The sequence below is a fragment of the Rahnella sp. GSA61A genome (genome assembly GCF_019969905.1).
Taxonomy (GTDB): domain Bacteria; phylum Pseudomonadota; class Gammaproteobacteria; order Enterobacterales; family Enterobacteriaceae; genus Rahnella; species Rahnella aceris.
In genome coordinates, this window is the sequence record NZ_JAHXYO010000005.1 from 20,632 (window position 1) to 37,228 (window position 16,597).

The window sequence follows — 16,597 nt, forward strand, 5'->3', positions numbered from 1 at the left end:
GATAATACTTTGCTTCGGAAAAAAACACAACCTTTGGGTCTAGTAGCTATCCTTGAGTGCCCTTAAATAGGCAAAAACCTGCCAGTCAGGCTTTAAGGGATCGTTAAGGTTTAATTTGTTTTGTAAATCAACGTCATCGCATCGTAAAAAGAGGTTGATTTTACGCTCAAGACCGAGGGTTGAAGGCAGGGAAGATTGTCCCTTTTCACGCATTTGTTGCACTTTGTGCTCATGAGAAAGAATATCATCATCCTCCGGTAAAATACAGCGCGCAAACTTAAGATTTGAAAGAGTGTACTCATGTGCTGCGCAGACTAATGTTTCGTCAGACAACGCCGCTAACCGTTGAAACGACTGGTACATTTGCTCCGGCGTCCCTTCGAACAAGCGACCGCATCCGGCGGAAAACATCGTGTCTCCACAGAAAAGATAAGGCGCGCTATAGTATGAAATATGACCAAGTGTATGACCGGGCGTAGCAAAGATCTGCCATTCCAGACCGCCAATTACCCTTTTTTCACCATTTTTAAGACTAGTCTGACTAAATTTATTCTCAGTTTCGTGAGGTCCGTATACTTTTAGACCCGGAAAATGGCTCGAAATCTCATCAACGCCCCCCACATGATCGTGATGATGATGTGTCAGAAGGATGGCTGTCGGGGTTAAATTGGCCTTTTTCAACGCGGCCAAAACAGGCGCTGCTTCGCCGGGATCGACGATCAGGCAATGCCCCTGCTGGTCATCGAGCATCCAAATGTAATTGTCCTGCAACGCCGGAATACTGATAAGATTCATGGCAACCTCTCTTTAGCAACTGCTTGAAAGAAGATAATAAACTATGCGACCAGCCCGCATCCGCAAGACCATTGTTGCTCCGGCTTCCTGGGATGAGATCCCGTGCGGCGGCTACTACCGTGCCGCGCTTGAGCAACAACTGCAACCCTGGTGGGGGAAACTTTACGGTTTCCACCTGCTGAAAATCGGCGCATTAAGTGCCGAAATCGACGCTCAGGCGTGCCCGATCTCGCATCAGGTAAATTTTGCCCAGGAAGGCGAGGGGCTGCATGTTCGGGGGGATCCGTATCATTTACCTTTCGCAGCAAAATCAGTGGATGCCTGCCTGCTCAGCCATACGCTGGCCTACGCGGATGACCCGCACCGCATTCTGCGCGAAGTGGACCGCGTGCTGATTGATGATGGCTGGATGGTGCTCAGTAGCTTTAATCCGCTCAGCCTGCTGGGCATTGGCAAACTGATGCCGCTTTTTCGCAAGCGTCAGCCGTACAGCAGCCGCTTGTTTACCCAAATGCGTCTGCTCGACTGGCTGTCGTTGCTTAATTATGAAGTGATGTTGCACCGGCGTTTTCACGTGCTGCCATGGAAAAAGAATGGCGGAAAATTGCTGAGTACGCACCTTCCCGCGCTGGGGTGCATGACGCTGATTATTGCCCGTAAACGGACTTTCCCGCTGACGCCAACCGCGAAAAAAGTTCTTGCGCAGAAACAGAAAATACCGCAGGCGGTGGGCGCAACGAAGAGTTACCGGAAGGAGCATCGCGACTGAAGTCTTGCACCTTCCCCTTTCACAAGGGGAAGGTTGAGATGGGCTGTGGGGCCTACGGAATTAATTCTCCGCCTGATAGCCTAAATCGTCCAGCGTCGGATTCCCTGCGGCTTCTTTCGCCAGCACATCACAGCGTTCATTTTCAGGGTGTCCGGCATGGCCTTTCACCCACATCCAGTTCAGTTCATGCGTCTGGATCGCGGCATCAAGACGCTTCCACAAATCGACGTTTTTCACCGGTTTTTTATCGGCAGTTTTCCAGCCACGTTTTTTCCAGTTGTGGATCCACAATGTGATCCCCTGACGAACATACTGGCTGTCGGTGCTCAGTGTCACTTCGCATGGTGTGCTCAGAGCTTCAAGCGCCACAATCGCCGCCATCATTTCCATGCGGTTATTGGTGGTCAGACGAAAACCCGCGCTGAACTCTTTTTCGTGTTGCTTATAGCGTAAAATCGCGCCGAAACCGCCGGGGCCGGGATTACCCAGGCAGGAGCCGTCGGTGAAAATTTCTACCTGTTTGGTCATATCTGGCAGGCTCTTTCATCAAATGTAAAAACCAAGTCTGACATAAACCGCCGTGCCGGGCACAGCAATATCTTGAGGTGTAACTGTCTGAAAGCGGGGGGATGAAACAGGTTGCCCGGGCATTCATCACTCTTTTGGCTGGAGAGCGCTGTCTTTTGCAATATAATAGGAAAATGCAGAGTGCCAGTTCAAAACTCTGAGCGAGTTGAGCCTTTCATGGTTTTTTCACTGCCAATTTTTCAATGCTTTAAGGATGTCTGATGAGAAATGTAACGGTTTCTGCAACACAAATGAGCTGCAGCTGGGATCTGGAAAATAATATTGTTAACGCCGAAAAGCTGGTTCGCCAGGCACATGCCAAAGGCGCGCAAGTTATTCTGATTCAGGAACTTTTTGCTGCACCTTACTTCTGTATTGATCAGAGCCCTGAGCATTACAGCCTGGCACAGGAGCTGGACAACAGCGCGCTTATCCGCCATTTCTCTGCGCTGGCGAAAGAACTGGAAGTGGTGCTTCCTCTGAGCTTCTTTGAGAAGTGCAATAACGCCTATTATAACTCGCTGGTCATGATTGATGCTGACGGCAGTGTGCTGGATGTCTATCGCAAAACTCACATTCCGAACGGCCCGGCCTATCAGGAAAAACAATTCTTCATTCCTGGTGATACCGGCTTCAAAGTGTGGAATACCCGTTACGCGAAAATCGGCGTGGGTATCTGCTGGGATCAGTGGTTCCCGGAAACTGCCCGCTGTCTGGCATTGCAAGGCGCGGAAATTATCTTCTATCCGACAGCGATTGGTTCCGAACCGGCCTATCCGGAAATTGACAGCCAGCCACACTGGACCCGTGTTCAGCAGGGCCACGCTGCGGCAAATCTGGTGCCGGTGATCGCCTCAAACCGCATTGGTACTGAAAAAAGCAAATTCATTCCTGATTATGAAATGACCTTCTACGGTTCTTCCTTCATTGCTGATCAGACCGGTGCGCTGGTTGAGCAGGCCAACAAAACGGAAGAAGCCGTGCTGGTTCATACCTTTGATCTGGATGCTATCGCTGCACAGCGTGCATCCTGGGGTCTGTTCCGCGACCGCCGTCCTGAAATGTATGGCGCAATCGCGACGTCCGACGGTTCAACAAGGAAATAACTGATGTCTTCTATTGATATCAATCCTCAGGCTGAAGGTTTTGCGATGCCCGCTGAATGGGCTGCGCAGCAGGCTGTCTGGATGATCTGGCCTTATCGCACCGATAACTGGCGCTCTAACGGGCGTCCGGCCCAGTTGGCTTTTGCTAACGTAGCGGCAGCGATTGCGACCAAAACGCCGGTATTTATGGCGGTTCCGACAGCAGAAATGGCAAATGCACGCGAAGTGATGCCAGCACAAATTACGCTGGTGGAAATGGAAAGCGATGATGCGTGGATGCGTGATACCGGCCCGACCATTGTGGTCAATCCGCAAGGTGAACGTCTGGCTATCGACTGGACATTCAACGCATGGGGCGGCTTGCACGGTGGCCTTTACTCAAGCTGGGAGCGTGATCAGCGGGTGGCGCGTCAGGTGGCGAACTATCATCACATTCCTTATGTTTCAACGGATCTGGTACTGGAAGGTGGCTCCATTCATGTTGATGGTGAAGGCACTTTGCTGACCACCGCTGAATGTTTGCTCAATCCTAACCGCAATCCTGATTTGTCGAAGGCAGAGATTGAGGCGAAATTGCGGGAACTCCTCGGTGTTAAGCAATTCATCTGGCTGGAAGACGGCGTATTTAACGATGAAACAGACGGTCACATTGATAACATGTGCTGCTTCGTGCGTCCGGGAGAAGTTGCATTGCACTGGACTGACGATCAGCAGGATCCGCAGTACGCGCGTTCGGCGGCAGCGTTGAAAGTGCTGGAAGCGGCGAAAGATGCCAAAGGGCGCAGCCTGAAAATCTGGAAAATGCCCTCACCTCCGGTTATGCATGCCACCGCGGAAGAAACGATCGGGGTGTTGCCGGGCACAGCCATTGAGCGTGTGGAAGGTAACCGTCTGGCGGCGTCTTACGTCAATTACCTGATCAGCAACAACCACATTATCTTCCCGCTGCTGGACGCTAAAACGGATAAGCAGGCTGAGAAGTTGCTGGGTGAAATGTATCCTGAGTACAAAATCACGGGTATTCCTGCCCGTGAAATTCTGCTGGGTGGTGGTAACATCCACTGCATTACACAGCAAATTCCTGCGTAAGAAAAAGTGCCCGGCGCGTCACCCTGTCTCGCGCCGGGCAGATCGTTTCTGTAATTGACTGTCAGCGTTGGATAATGAGCCATGGATTTACAAAACACCTCTAACAGGATCGTCGTTCTCGATACCGAAACCACCGGTATGAATAAACTCGGCGTCCATTATGAAGGGCACCGGATTATCGAAATCGGTGCTGTTGAAGTGGTTAACCGCCGCCTGACAGGGCGCAATTTCCATGTTTATCTCAAACCCGATCGTCTGGTGGATCCGGAAGCCTTTGGCGTTCACGGTATCAGCGATGAATTCCTCGCTGATAAACCGACGTTTGCCGACGTGGCCGACGACTTCATTGAATACATTCGCGGCGGCGAATTAGTCATTCATAACGCGACGTTCGACATCGGCTTTATGGATTACGAGTTCGACATGCTCGGCCGTAATCTGCCGAAAACCGAGACGTTCTGCAAAATCACCGACAGCCTGGCCATGGCGCGCAAGCTGTTCCCGGGCAAGCGTAATAACCTCGATGCGCTGAGCGATCGCTACCTGATCGACAACAGCAAGCGTACGCTCCATGGCGCGTTGCTTGACTCCGAGATTCTTGCCGAAGTCTATCTGATGATGACCGGCGGCCAGACCAGCATTAAATTCACCCACGAAGGCGAGCAAAATACTGGCGCTGACGGCTTGGGGATCCAGCGTGTGGCGCGGCCAGCCTCCGGGTTAAAAGTCATCGCCGCCACTGATCAGGAACTGGCGTGGCATGAAGAGCGTTTAGATTTAGTGGTGAAAAAGGGCGGCAGCTGTTTGTGGCGTTCGTAAGCCGTTTTTCTGACTTTTGGATTGAAATTGTCCAGCCTGAGGAAAAACTGTGCGGTTGATTGAAAATATCAGGAAAAGCATTGACGTAACGGCGGCCATTCCTTAATATCCGCTCCGTTCTTAACCAGAACACAACGCGGAGCGGTAGTTCAGTTGGTTAGAATACCTGCCTGTCACGCAGGGGGTCGCGGGTTCGAGCCCCGTCCGTTCCGCCACTATTCAGAAGCCCTGAGTGAGAAATCACTCAGGGCTTCGTCGTTTCAGCCGTCCTGGCTATTTCCTTCCTGTTATTCCGCTTCGGTTTTCATATAGCCAATTGCACCGCTGGTCGCACGATCATGACGGGCGATGTAACGATAGAAACCGCCAGCCAGGAAGGCACCAATAAACCAGCTGAAGTTCGCTACCTGATGCAGGCTCGGCGTAAAGCTTATCACCAGACCAATCACCACCGCCGGCACCAGCGCGGCAATCGCTTTCGGGTTGAACCCGTTGCGGTACCAGTAACGGCCGGAAGGCGTGGCGTTAAACAGCGCATCCACATCCATATGACCGCGTTTAATCAGGTAATAATCCGCCAGTAAAATCCCGAACAGTGGCCCGATAAAGGATCCCAGCACGTCCAGCGTATAGTGGATAATTTCCGGTGACTGGAACAGGTTCCACGGTGTCAGCAGAACAGAACCGACTGCGGCGATCATCCCGCCGGTACGGAAACTGATTTTCTGCGGCGAACAGTTAGAGAAGTCGAACGCAGGAGACACGAAGTTCGCCACGATATTGATACCGATGGTCGCGATGATCATGGTCAGCAGGCCGAGCGCCACAGCCACGCTGTTACCCACACGGCTGACGGTTTCGATAGGATCGGTGATCATCTGCCCGAACAGTGATTGTGTCCCTGAAACGATCACTACGGTCACAATCGAGAACAGCAGGAAGTTAAACGGCAGGCCCCAGCGGTTACCACGACGGATTTCGCCCATGCTTTTCCCGTAACGTGAGAAGTCGCCGAAGTTCAGCAGCGGACCGGAGAAGTAAGACACCACCAGCGCCGTGGCGGTCAGCATTTCCCAGCCTTGCTGGCCGACCGTCAGGGTTTTGGTGGATAACGTAAAGGAGATATTGCTCAGCCCGGTTTTATACAAAATCCAGCCCGCCAGCATCAGCATAACGACATATACCGCCGGACCCGCCACATCGATAAAACGCTTAATCGCGCTCATCCCGTGCCAGAACACCATCGCCTGCAACACCCACATAATGCCGAAACACACCCATCCCAGCGCCGACAATCCCAGCCAGTGCGGAAGGGTCATAGGTGTCAGCGATGGGAAGAATTTGAGCAGCACCAGCATTAACGCATTAGCCGCCAGATAGGTCTGAATGCCGTACCAGGCGAAAGCGATCAGCCCGCGGATCACTGCCGGTATATTCGCTCCGAATACGCCAAATGCCTGACGGCAAATGACCGCGTAAGGCACACCGGCCTGCTGGCTCGGTTTCGCCACCAGGTTGGCACAAATCTGCACGATACAAATCCCGCACAACAAACACAGCAGAACCTGCCAGCTGGTCAGGCCGAGCGTAAAGAAGCTCGCGGCCACCACATAGCCGCCCATACTGTGCACATCGGACATCCAGAAAGAAAATATGTTGTACCAGCTCCAGTTTTGGTCACGGGTGGGCGCTAAATCATCGTTACACAGCTTCGGGCTGTAATAAGGTTTGATGATCCCGGCGCTCTGTTCTGATGACGCCGTGGCGGAGGTGATTTCCTGATTTGGCATAAATCGTGCTCCTGTCATAAACAACATGTGAAAGTCGGAAGCCGGATGCCGGCTGCCAAAAGTTAAAAAGCAGTCACAGGAGCACTGCATGAATCAGGCCAAATTTCATTTTTTGTATACAAAAAATAACTTTCATGTATACGATTAAGTTCTCGAACGGTATACGGAGTAACGGCAATGACCAGTTGGAACGGGCTTAATACGGCCTATTTTACCGAGGATAAGGACGACCATATTTATAACGCGCTGGTGAAATCTATTGTGGAACACCAGCTTTTGCCGGGCAGTAAATTGCCGGAAGAAGCGCTGGCTGAGGTGTTTTCAGTCAGCCGCACGGGGATTCGCCGCGTCCTGCAGCGCCTTGCCGCAGTGCAACTGGTGACGTTATTGCCCAAGCGTGGTGCGCATGTCACCACGCCGGACGCTGAAGAATCGCGCGATGTCTTCGCAACCCGTAAAATCCTGGAGTGCGCCAACCTGCCGCTGGTGATTGCGCATTGCCAGTCGCCACATCTGGTGGCGCTGAAAAAACTGGTGCAGGAAGAAAAGCGTGCGCACGATGAACGTGACGGTGCCGCTGCGATCCGCCTTTCCGCCGCCTTCCATGTTCAGCTTCAGGCTATTTCCGGCAATAAAGTGCTGACTGAATCTGTCTCGCAACTGACCCTGCGTTCCTCGCTGGCGATTGCTGCCTGGGGCGCACCGTGGCAACAGGGCTGCCGTTGCCATGATCATGACGACCTTATTGAGTTGCTGAAAAAGCGTGACGTCGCCGGGCTGACGGCAAGCATGGCGCATCATTTCGACACCATCGTCGCCAGTCTGCGTTTTGAGCAACATAACGGGCAGACCCCCGATTTTGCGCAGATATTTGCGGTTCAGAAGCCGGTTGCAGGTAAGGAGCCAGGCTGATGGTCAAATCACTTTGTATACAACTGATCAATCCGAACACCAGCCAGGCGATGACCGAAGTGATGGCGCAAACTGCCCGCTCGGTTGCGGGGATGGATACACAAATTCTGGCCGTTTGCCCTGAAGAAGGTGCGCCGTCAATTGAAGGCCACTTCGATGAAGCGATTGCCACGTTGGGCGTGTTGCAGCAGATAAAAGCCGGGCGCGATGCCGGTGTCGACGGCCATATTATTGCCTGTTTCGGTGACCCCGGATTACTGGCTGCCCGCGAGCTGGCGCATGCGCCGGTTATCGGTATTGCGGAAGCGGCAATGCATCTGGCGACGATGCTGGCGACGCGATTTTCTATCGTGACGACCTTGCCGCGCACACTGACGATCGCCCGGCATTTACTGCATCAGTACGGGTTCGAACGCCATTGCGCGGCCTTGCACGCCATCGATCTGCCGGTGTTATCACTGGAAGACGGCAGCGGGCTGGCGCAGGAAAAAGTGCGCGAGCAGTGTATCGCGGCGAAAAAATCTGACGGCAGCGGGGCGATCGTGCTCGGTTGTGGCGGAATGGCCGATCTGGCGCAGGAACTGACGCGCGAGCTGCGTATACCGGTGATCGATGGCGTCAGCGCGGCGGTCAAAATGGTCGAGTCACTGGCAGCTCTTCGCCTGACGACCAGTAAACACGGTGATCTGGATTATCCGCTGGAAAAACCCTTGTCTGGCCGTTTTGCCGGGCTGAATCTGAGAGAACACTATGTCTGATACTGAATACGGTTTTACTGATGCTTACCCGCGCGACTTAATCGGTTACGCCGGACGCCCGCCCCACGCTAACTGGCCGGGCAACGCGCGCATTGCGGTACAGTTTGTCCTCAATTATGAAGAGGGCGCAGAGAATAACGTTCTGCATGGTGATGCCGGTTCTGAACAATTTTTATCGGACATTATCGGTGCCGCCAGTTTCCCCGACCGCCACATGTCGATGGATTCGCTGTACGAATACGGTTCGCGTGCGGGTTTCTGGCGCATCCACAATGAGTTTCAGAAACGCGGCTTACCGCTGACCGTTTTCGGCGTAGCGATGGCACTGGCTCGCAATCCGGAAATCGTCAGTGCGATCAAAGCAGCGGATTACGATGTTGTCAGCCACGGCTGGCGCTGGATCCATTATCAGGACATGAGCAAAACCGAAGAGGCGGAGCACATGCAAAAAGCCATCACCGTGCTGCGTGACCTGTTCGGCAAAGCGCCGTCCGGCTGGTATACCGGACGCGACAGCCCGAACACCCGTCAGCTGGTGGTGGAATCGGGCGGGTTGCAGTATGACAGCGATTATTATGGCGATGACCTGCCGTTCTGGACGCCGGTAAAACTGGAAAATGGCGAAACCAGGCAGCATCTGGTCATCCCTTACACGCTGGAAACCAACGACATGCGGTTTGCCTCTCCGCAGGGTTTCAACACCGGCGAACAGTTTTATACCTACCTGAAAGACACATTTGACGTGTTGTACGCCGAAGGCGAAACCTCACCGAAAATGATGTCGATTGGGATGCATTGTCGGATCCTGGGACGCCCGGGGAGATTTCGCGCTTTACAGCGGTTTCTCGATTACGTCGAATCGCATGATCGCGTGTGGGTGTGTAAGCGGCAGGACATTGCCGACCATTGGGTTAAACATTTCGGTGTTTAATCTCGAAATTCAACACCTTGGGCTCGCCGCCCAAACTGGCCCAGAGGACGCGTAAGCGCGCGCCCTCTGGACTCCCGCGCTTTTTCACTGCGCGCTATCGCTAGATAATATGTTTCAGGTATCACCGTGACAGGCTGGAAATCTTGCCGCTGCGCGGTTCCCTCTCTCGGTCCTGAAGCCTTAGGTCTTCAGGCCGCTCCGTTCGGCAAGATTTCTGAATCGCCCGCGCGATTTTAAATTCAAAGGCAGACTGCTTTCATCTTTTAGAAAAGTGCATTGGCGTGATCAAAAATTTTGCTGAACGGAGCGGCTTCGAGACCACAGGCTCGAAGACCGAGAGAAGGAACCGCGAAGCGGCAATATTTTGCGCCACTCTCTGTTCTACCGGAACATGTCCGTCATGCCTGCGATAGCGCGCAGTTAAAAGACGTGGGAGATCCAAGAGGGGCCCGTCCTGGCCCCTTTTGGGCGGTTTCGGCGCAGCGCGATAAGTGATCGCTGTTATTGAGAAACCGAAATTATCACCGTTCAGATTTCCCCTCGGTGGGAACCGAAATTGTCACCGTCCATTCCTGGAAAAGAACAGTTTCCTCAGCTTTCCAAAGCTGAACCGCCCATTGGTTCGGTCAAACCATCAGACTCACATGCGCCGCCACAATCTTCCATCCACTCGCCATCTTCACCCATGTCTGCTGCTGACGACCAATCTTGTCGCTGCCTTCCCGGCGGAATTCTGTGCTGGCGACAGCCATGTCATCGCCAAACGTGGTGATAGTCGTGTTGACCAGTTCCCGGTCTAACCCTTGTGACGATCGCGCGGTGCGGAATGCGCGGATAGCGTCAATGCCGTAAAGATTTTCTCCCGCGCCATAGCGCACGGTACGCGGGTCGTGCCAGAACAGTTCGTCGAGTACGGCGGTATCGTTGGTGATCAGCGCCTGTTCATAGCGATAAAACGCCGCATTCATTTCGGCGAGGATCGCCGGGCGGTCGATATGTTCAGTTTTCATAGTGACTCTCTTTACTCTTTTCACTTCACCCTGGGAAAACGGGGATGCGGGTTGTTACGCGGGCATCACCGGAGAACTGCTGACATTCACTATTCCCTGCTGCTCAAGTGCCCAGGCGGCACGCAGGCAGAGATCTTCGCGCCACGGTGGCGCAATCAATTGTAATCCTATCGGCAGGCCGGTCGACGTGGTGACCGGCACCGTCACCACCGGCAAGCCGAGGAACGAAATTGGCTGCGTCAGCATGCCCATGTTGGCGCGTGTCGGCAGATCCTGACCGTTGATGCGGATGGTTTCCTGACCAAGCAACGTTGCCGGACACGGCGTGGCAGGGGCGATCAGAATGTCCCAATGATCGAACAAGGGCAAGATTTGCTGCTGAAATTGCTGACGGAAACGCTGCGCCTGAACATACCATGCCGCCGGGATCATTGCGCCAGCGAGCAGACGCTCACGTGAAAGTGGCTCAAACTGTTCCGGAATGCTGCGCAGTTTTGGCAGGTACTGATTGCCGCCTTCCGACGCGCTGATGATAAACGCGGCGGATCGTGCCAGCCCGGCCTGTGGCATTTCAATTTCTTCCTGGGCTTCCAGTGCCTGCGCTATCCGGTGTACGGCTGCTTTGGCGTGGTCGTCACACCAGAGAGAAAAGTATCCGCCCAGTACGGCGCTGCGCAGGCCCTGTTGCCCGCGCTTAAGCTGGGAAAATGTTTCTGTGACAGGTTTGTCAGCCTGAAAGTGATCCTGCGGATCCGTGCCCTGTATGGCGTCATAGACCTGCGACAAATCTTCGCTGCAACGTGCCATCGGGCCGATGTGATCGAGGCTGGCGACAAACGGCTGGCTGCCGCGACGTGAAATCCGCCCGAAGGTCGGTTTCAGGCCGAGAATACCACTTAATGAGGACGGCACACGGATCGAGCCGTTGGTATCACTGCCGAGGGTGAAATGCACCAGCCCGGCAGCCACGGCGGCGGCTGAACCGCCGGAAGATCCTCCGGCCACGCGCGCCAGATCCCGCGGGTTACGGGTGGCACCATAATGGCTGTTTTCCGTGGTGAAACCGTAGGCGTAAGCATCCATATTCAGCATGCCGGAAAGCATCGCGCCCTGTGCCGCGAGGCGTGAAACCGTCCAGGCGTCATGGCGTGCAGCGGCGTTGCTGCTGTTGAGGCTGGCACCGGCCAGCGTCACTTCACCGGCCACGTCCAGCAGGTTTTTCACCGCATAAGGAATGCCCGCCAGCGGCGGAAGTACGGCACCGCTGGCGCGGCTTTTATCCACTTTCGCTGCTTCACTCAGCATGCGATCGCCGGTGATTTGCGTCCAGGCGTTGATGACCGGATTGGCCTGTTCAACGGCGTCGAGCGTGGAGGTGGCGATTTCTGTGGCCGAGATTTCGCCCTGCGCAATCGCCTGATGTAACTGGCTGACGGTAAAGCTATCAAACGATTTCATGCGCGGTACACCCCGGCAATTTCCAGACGCGGATCCAGCGGTAAATCCATCAGCGGTTGTGCCATTTGGGCAATGCGGCTGAACTGCACCAGCAATTCCTGACGGCGTGCGTCGTCGAGTTCCAGCGCCAGAACGGATTCCATCTGGCGGATATAGGCGGCCCAGTCGGTCGCTGCGGAGGTATTTTTCATTCTGCTTCCTTATCCATTCTGTTATGCAAACCCTGATCAAAAACCGGCGGCGCTGCCGTTGCTGCGCGGGTCGGAGGCACCTTCAAACATGCCGTTGGTATGGCGAACGATGGCACCGGCGTGACCGACGGCTTCACTGAAATCCGGCAACAGTTCGACGTCGTGACCACGCTGCCTCAGCCCGGCCAGCGTCGGATAGGCAAAACGGCCTTCGAGTTTCAGTGAATCCGAACTCTCGCCCCAGGTACGGCCAAGCAGCCAGCGCGGGCCGCTGATCGCCTGTTGCAACGATTGCCCCTGTACTACATGGCGGATAAACACGGCGGCCTGCGTCTGCGGCTGGCCGTCACCCCCCATCGAGCCGTAAACCATGGTGCGCCCGTCGTATAAGCGTGCGGCGGCAGGATTGAGGGTATGGAACGGTTGCTTGCCCGGTGCCAGCGCCAGTAAATGACCGGCATCAAGGCTGAAAGACGCGCCACGGTTTTGCCACAACACGCCGCTGCCCGGCAGCACCACACCACTGCCGAACTCGTGATAAATGCTCTGGATAAAAGAAACCGCCAGCCCGCTGCTGTCCATCACGCCCATCCAGACGGTATCGCCTGGCCCTTTACCTTTACCCCAGTCGGCGGCGCTGTGTGGTTTGATGCGGGTCGCAAGAGCATCGAGATACTGTGGATCCAGCAGTTCCTGTGCATCCTGCGTCATCATGCGCGGATCGGTGATAAAGCGATCGCGCAGACCGAACGCCAGTTTGGTGGCTTCCACCACGCTGTGAATGGTGGCACTTTCGTCCATGGTTTCCAGCGGCAAACGGTCAGTCAGGCCGAGGATCGCCAGCGAAACCAGCCCCTGCGTCGGGGGTGTCAGGTTGTAGATTTCGCCTTTACTGTGTTTGAGCCGCAACGGCACACGGCGCTGTGGCTTGTAAGCGGCGAGATCGGCGCGGGTCACCGGCATGCCGAGCTTTTCCATGTCGGCGGCCATATTGTCGGCCAGCTCACCGCGATAGAAACTGTTCAGCCCGTCCTCGCACAGCATCGATAACGTCTGCGCCAGTTGCGGCTGAGTGAAGCGGTTTCCGGCGCGGGGCACATCGCCGTTAGGCAGAAAAACATCGGCAAAGCTGCGGAAATCTTTCAGTTCGTGTTGCTTGGCGCGGGTCGCCGCTTCCTGCGATGCCGTCACCGGAATACCATCAGCGGCATAACGGATGGCGTCACGCAGCAGGCGGGAGAGCGGTTTTTGCTCGCCGCCAAATTCAGCCGACACATTCAGCGCTTCCTGCCAGCCGCCGACGGTACCCGCTACCGTCAGCGCGGCTTTCGGGCCACGGTGCGGAATGTGCGTTTCACCGGCGTAGAAATCGAGAGAGGCGAGGGAGCCTGCGGCACCGCTGGCGTCTATCGCCACCGGATTGCCCTGCGGCGGCACGATCAGCCAGAAGCCATCGCCCCCCAGCCCGTTCATGTGCGGATAGACCACGGCAATCGTCGCGGCCGCAGCCACCATGGCCTCGATGGCATTGCCGCCTTCACGCAATACCGCAAGCGCACTCTGGCTCGCCAGATGATGAGGTGTGACCGCCATGCCCAGCGGTGCGCTGTTACTGTTAATCATGCGATGTCCTTTTTAGAAACGCTTTTTTATGCTGCCCGTGCTTGCAGGGTTGTGGGCGCGTAGGGATAAAGTTAAGCAAGAGGTGTTCCACATCGGCAAAACCTTGCAGCTTTAGCGCTAATTTCTCTTGCATTGGCAAGCATAGTGCATGGTATGTTCCGCTGATTTACTGAAACATTGGTTACAAAAGGGCCAGAGATGAAACAGATTGATGAGCGTCTGCGTGACCATTACGCAGAACTGACGCCGCAGGAACAGCGGGTGGCCGACTTTATTTTTGCCAGTATTGACGACCTGATGAGCTATAACAGCGCCGAACTGGCGCGGCTTAGCGGCGTATCGAAAGCCACGGTCAGCCGCCTGTTCAAACGCCTCGGTTACCCGAGCTACCGCGATATGCGCGATGAAATGCGCACCCTGCGCCAGAGCGGGATGCCGCTGACCGACAGCCGCGACGCGGTGCAAGGTAACACCTTGTTATCACGGCACTATAAACAGGAAATGGCCAACCTGACGCAGTGGATTAACCAGATTGATGGCACCCAGTTCGGTGCGCTGATCGCCGCCCTGAATCAGGCGCGGCAAGTACGTTTGCTGGGTTTTCGTAATAGTTACCCGGTGGCGCTGCACCTGCGTCAGCAACTGATTCAGGTGCGCGCTGGCGTGATGATAATGCCGCAGCCGGGGCAAACGCTGGCGGAAGAACTGGTGGATCTTACCGCGCAGGACGTGGTGATTTTCGTCGCTTTCCGCCGCAGGCCGCGCATGGCGAAGGCAATTCTGATGCAGTTACAGTCACTTGGCGTGCCGGTGTTGCTGATTTGCGAGCCGCAGGCGCAGACACTTATCCCGCTGGCAACCTGGCATCTGGCTGCTCCGCTCGACAGCGTATCGGCGTTCGACAGTTATTCTTCTGCCATGAGTCTGGCGAATTTGCTCAGCAATGCATTGCTGCACGATATGCTCGCTTCAGGCCGCCAGCGTATTCATCAGATAAGCGATTTGTATAACGATCTGGATGAGCTGGAGCAGCGCTGATTCCCGTTTGAAGAACAAATCGGGCGCTTTTCTGGTGCTTGCGCACAATTTCAGTGCATCATATTTTTCATTGGTTCACGCTTTTTGCCCTGATTCAGGGCAAAAAAACCTCTTCTGAACGCGCCTCTCATTGTCTAATTCCTTGTCATACCGTGACTTTGTGCACAATTTTTCTGCTGCACGGCTTTTGGCACATTCGTTGCAAAGCTATAAACATAAGAATCTATCGTTCCAAAAACCTTTCACCGGAGATAATCTATGAACATGAACAAACGGCTGTTGGCATGGGCAGGTGCGGCAATGCTGGTGCTTCAGGCATCCAGCGTAATGGCGGATCAGTTGCAGGATATTCAGAAACGTGGCGTGCTGCGTGTGGCTGTTCCTCAGGATTTCCCGCCGTTTGGTTCGGTGAGCAAGGATTTGCAGCCGGAAGGTTATGACATCGATATGGCGCATTATCTGGCCGATAAGATGAAACTTAAGTTGCAACTGGTGCCGGTCACCAGCGCCAACCGCGTGCCTTATCTGCAAACGGATAAAGTCGATCTGGTGATTTCAAGCCTGGGTAAAAACGCTGAGCGCGAAAAAGTCATCGACTTCAGCAACGCTTACGCACCGTTCTTCCTCGGCGTGTTTGGTGCCCAGGGTGACAAACTGTCGGATCTGAAAGAACTGTCCGGTAAAACCATCGGCGTGACCCGTGGCGCGGTGGAAGATCTGGCACTGACCGGCGTGGCACCGAAAGATGCCAAAATTCAGCGGTATGAAGACAACAACACCACGCTGTCTGCATACCTTTCCGGCCAGGTGGAATACATCGCTACCGGCAACCTGGTGGTCGCCGCGATTGCCCGCATGAACCCGGCCAAAGCACCGGTTTCGAAAGTCATGCTGAAAGATTCACCATGCTACGTCGGTCTGCGTAAAGACGAACCCGCGCTGAAAGACAAAGTGAATGAACTGATCGCCGAAGGCATCAAAGACAAGACGCTGAATACACTGTCTGAAAAATGGATGAAGGCACCGCTGCCAGCGTCCATCGGCGCGTGATCAGAGGCCTGACGGAGATCTTTCATGACCTATCAGCTTAACTTTAGCGCGCTATGGCCTTATATGCCGGAACTGCTGGCCGGTTTATGGACCACCATTGAGCTGACGGTAATGGCAACGGTTGGCGGTGTCGCAATAGGGATTTGCGGCGCGGCCATCCGCTGCGGCAACCATAAAACCCTGCGTGCGGTCTGGGGCGTGTATGTCGAAGCCATCCGTAATACGCCGTTTGTGGTGCAGCTGTTTTTCATTGTCTTTGGCCTGCCAGCCATTGGCCTGAAAATGACTGCCGGTGAAGCGGCGCTGCTGGCGATGCTGATTAACCTCGGCGCCTACAGCACGGAGATTATCCGCGCCGGTATTCAGGTGACGCCGAAAGGTCAGTGGGAAGCCGGGCGCGTGCTGGGATTAACCCGCAGTCAGACGTTCCTGCGCATCGTGCTGCCGCCGTCGCTGAAACGCATTTATCCGTCACTGGTCAGCCAGTGCATTATCGTGATGCTCGGATCTTCCGTGGTATCGCAGGTGTCCTATGAAGAACTGACGTTTGCCGCGAACTTAATTCAGTCGCGCACCTTCCTCAGTTTTGAAGTGTATCTGGTCACCACGTTGTTTTATTTATTGCTGTCGGTTGCGATGCGTCAGTTGCTGCTGCTGGCCGGACGCCGTGTCTTTGGGAGTGAAAACTGAT

Annotated in this window: 17 protein-coding genes and 1 tRNA gene; 11 read left to right on the forward strand and 7 right to left on the reverse strand. The window is 54.7% G+C overall.

What is annotated here, in order from left to right:
• Positions 1–39: 39 nt before the first annotated feature.
• Complete coding sequence (gloB, locus tag LC431_RS08200; protein WP_223509676.1) at positions 40–795, reverse strand: hydroxyacylglutathione hydrolase; 756 nt, start codon at positions 793–795, stop codon at positions 40–42.
• Positions 796–838: 43 nt separating this feature from the next.
• On the opposite strand from gloB, the gene LC431_RS08205 reads away from it, so the two are divergent.
• Positions 839–1,564, forward strand: a complete 726-nt coding sequence (locus LC431_RS08205) for a class I SAM-dependent methyltransferase (RefSeq protein WP_223509678.1) — start codon at positions 839–841, stop codon at positions 1,562–1,564.
• 60 nt (positions 1,565–1,624) lie between these two features.
• Here the strand turns inward: LC431_RS08205 and rnhA are convergent, their stop codons facing one another.
• Complete coding sequence (gene rnhA / locus LC431_RS08210) at positions 1,625–2,092, reverse strand: ribonuclease HI (protein WP_013574250.1); 468 nt, start codon at positions 2,090–2,092, stop codon at positions 1,625–1,627.
• A 260-nt stretch (positions 2,093–2,352) separates the two neighbouring features.
• Between rnhA and aguB the strand changes: the two genes are divergently transcribed.
• The 4 genes from aguB (at position 2,353) to LC431_RS08230 (ending at position 5,360) form a co-directional block, all read left to right on the forward strand.
• Positions 2,353–3,237 (forward strand): N-carbamoylputrescine amidase, encoded by an 885-nt coding sequence (aguB, locus tag LC431_RS08215; RefSeq protein ID WP_013574251.1) that lies wholly within the window; start codon positions 2,353–2,355, stop codon positions 3,235–3,237.
• A 3-nt stretch (positions 3,238–3,240) separates the two neighbouring features.
• Complete coding sequence (aguA, locus tag LC431_RS08220; protein ID WP_223509680.1) at positions 3,241–4,326, forward strand: agmatine deiminase; 1,086 nt, start codon at positions 3,241–3,243, stop codon at positions 4,324–4,326.
• Positions 4,327–4,407: 81 nt separating this feature from the next.
• Complete coding sequence (gene dnaQ, locus LC431_RS08225) at positions 4,408–5,145, forward strand: DNA polymerase III subunit epsilon (protein ID WP_013574253.1); 738 nt, start codon at positions 4,408–4,410, stop codon at positions 5,143–5,145.
• Positions 5,146–5,283: 138 nt separating this feature from the next.
• Positions 5,284–5,360 (forward strand) — tRNA-Asp (locus tag LC431_RS08230).
• Between the two features lie 72 nt (positions 5,361–5,432).
• Here LC431_RS08230 and LC431_RS08235 read toward each other — a convergent pair.
• Positions 5,433–6,935, reverse strand: a complete 1,503-nt coding sequence (locus LC431_RS08235; RefSeq protein WP_013574254.1) for an NCS1 family nucleobase:cation symporter-1 — start codon at positions 6,933–6,935, stop codon at positions 5,433–5,435.
• A 177-nt stretch (positions 6,936–7,112) separates the two neighbouring features.
• On the opposite strand from LC431_RS08235, the gene LC431_RS08240 reads away from it, so the two are divergent.
• From LC431_RS08240 to puuE, 3 genes are read left to right on the forward strand one after another with little or no spacing between them, the layout of a single operon-like run.
• The gene (locus LC431_RS08240) at positions 7,113–7,847 is read left to right on the forward strand and encodes a GntR family transcriptional regulator (RefSeq protein WP_013574255.1); all 735 of its coding nucleotides are present in this window, start codon (positions 7,113–7,115) and stop codon (positions 7,845–7,847) included.
• Positions 7,847–8,605 (forward strand): aspartate/glutamate racemase family protein, encoded by a 759-nt coding sequence (locus tag LC431_RS08245; RefSeq protein ID WP_217217156.1) that lies wholly within the window; start codon positions 7,847–7,849, stop codon positions 8,603–8,605. The genes LC431_RS08240 and LC431_RS08245 overlap by 1 nt, the downstream gene beginning before the upstream one ends.
• Positions 8,598–9,536 carry an allantoinase PuuE gene (puuE, locus tag LC431_RS08250; RefSeq protein ID WP_112151331.1) on the forward strand — a complete coding sequence of 313 codons (939 nt, stop codon included), beginning with the start codon at positions 8,598–8,600 and terminating at the stop codon, positions 9,534–9,536. Before LC431_RS08245 ends, puuE begins: the two co-directional genes overlap by 8 nt.
• Before the next feature lie 626 nt (positions 9,537–10,162).
• Here the strand turns inward: puuE and hpxZ are convergent.
• The 4 genes from hpxZ to LC431_RS08270 are packed head-to-tail and all read right to left on the reverse strand — an operon-like array spanning position 10,163 to position 13,818.
• Positions 10,163–10,546, reverse strand: a complete 384-nt coding sequence (gene hpxZ, locus LC431_RS08255) for an oxalurate catabolism protein HpxZ (protein ID WP_013574258.1) — start codon at positions 10,544–10,546, stop codon at positions 10,163–10,165.
• Between the two features lie 54 nt (positions 10,547–10,600).
• Positions 10,601–12,004, reverse strand: coding sequence for an AtzE family amidohydrolase (locus LC431_RS08260; RefSeq protein ID WP_223509681.1), 1,404 nt, complete (start codon positions 12,002–12,004; stop codon positions 10,601–10,603).
• Positions 12,001–12,195 (reverse strand): oxalurate catabolism protein HpxX, encoded by a 195-nt coding sequence (gene hpxX, locus LC431_RS08265; RefSeq protein WP_013574260.1) that lies wholly within the window; start codon positions 12,193–12,195, stop codon positions 12,001–12,003. The genes LC431_RS08260 and hpxX overlap by 4 nt, the downstream gene beginning before the upstream one ends.
• A 36-nt stretch (positions 12,196–12,231) precedes the next feature.
• Positions 12,232–13,818, reverse strand: coding sequence for a gamma-glutamyltransferase family protein (locus LC431_RS08270; protein ID WP_112151327.1), 1,587 nt, complete (start codon positions 13,816–13,818; stop codon positions 12,232–12,234).
• Positions 13,819–14,016: 198 nt separating this feature from the next.
• Here LC431_RS08270 and LC431_RS08275 point away from each other — a divergent pair, with 198 nt between their 5' ends.
• The 3 genes from LC431_RS08275 (at position 14,017) to LC431_RS08285 (ending at position 16,596) form a co-directional block, all read left to right on the forward strand.
• Positions 14,017–14,856 (forward strand): MurR/RpiR family transcriptional regulator, encoded by an 840-nt coding sequence (locus LC431_RS08275; protein ID WP_037036543.1) that lies wholly within the window; start codon positions 14,017–14,019, stop codon positions 14,854–14,856.
• A 258-nt stretch (positions 14,857–15,114) separates the two neighbouring features.
• The gene (locus LC431_RS08280; protein ID WP_037036542.1) at positions 15,115–15,906 is read left to right on the forward strand and encodes a transporter substrate-binding domain-containing protein; all 792 of its coding nucleotides are present in this window, start codon (positions 15,115–15,117) and stop codon (positions 15,904–15,906) included.
• Between the two features lie 24 nt (positions 15,907–15,930).
• Entirely contained in the window at positions 15,931–16,596 is a 666-nt protein-coding gene (locus LC431_RS08285) for an amino acid ABC transporter permease (protein WP_013574264.1), read from the forward strand.
• Position 16,597: the final 1 nt, after the last annotated feature.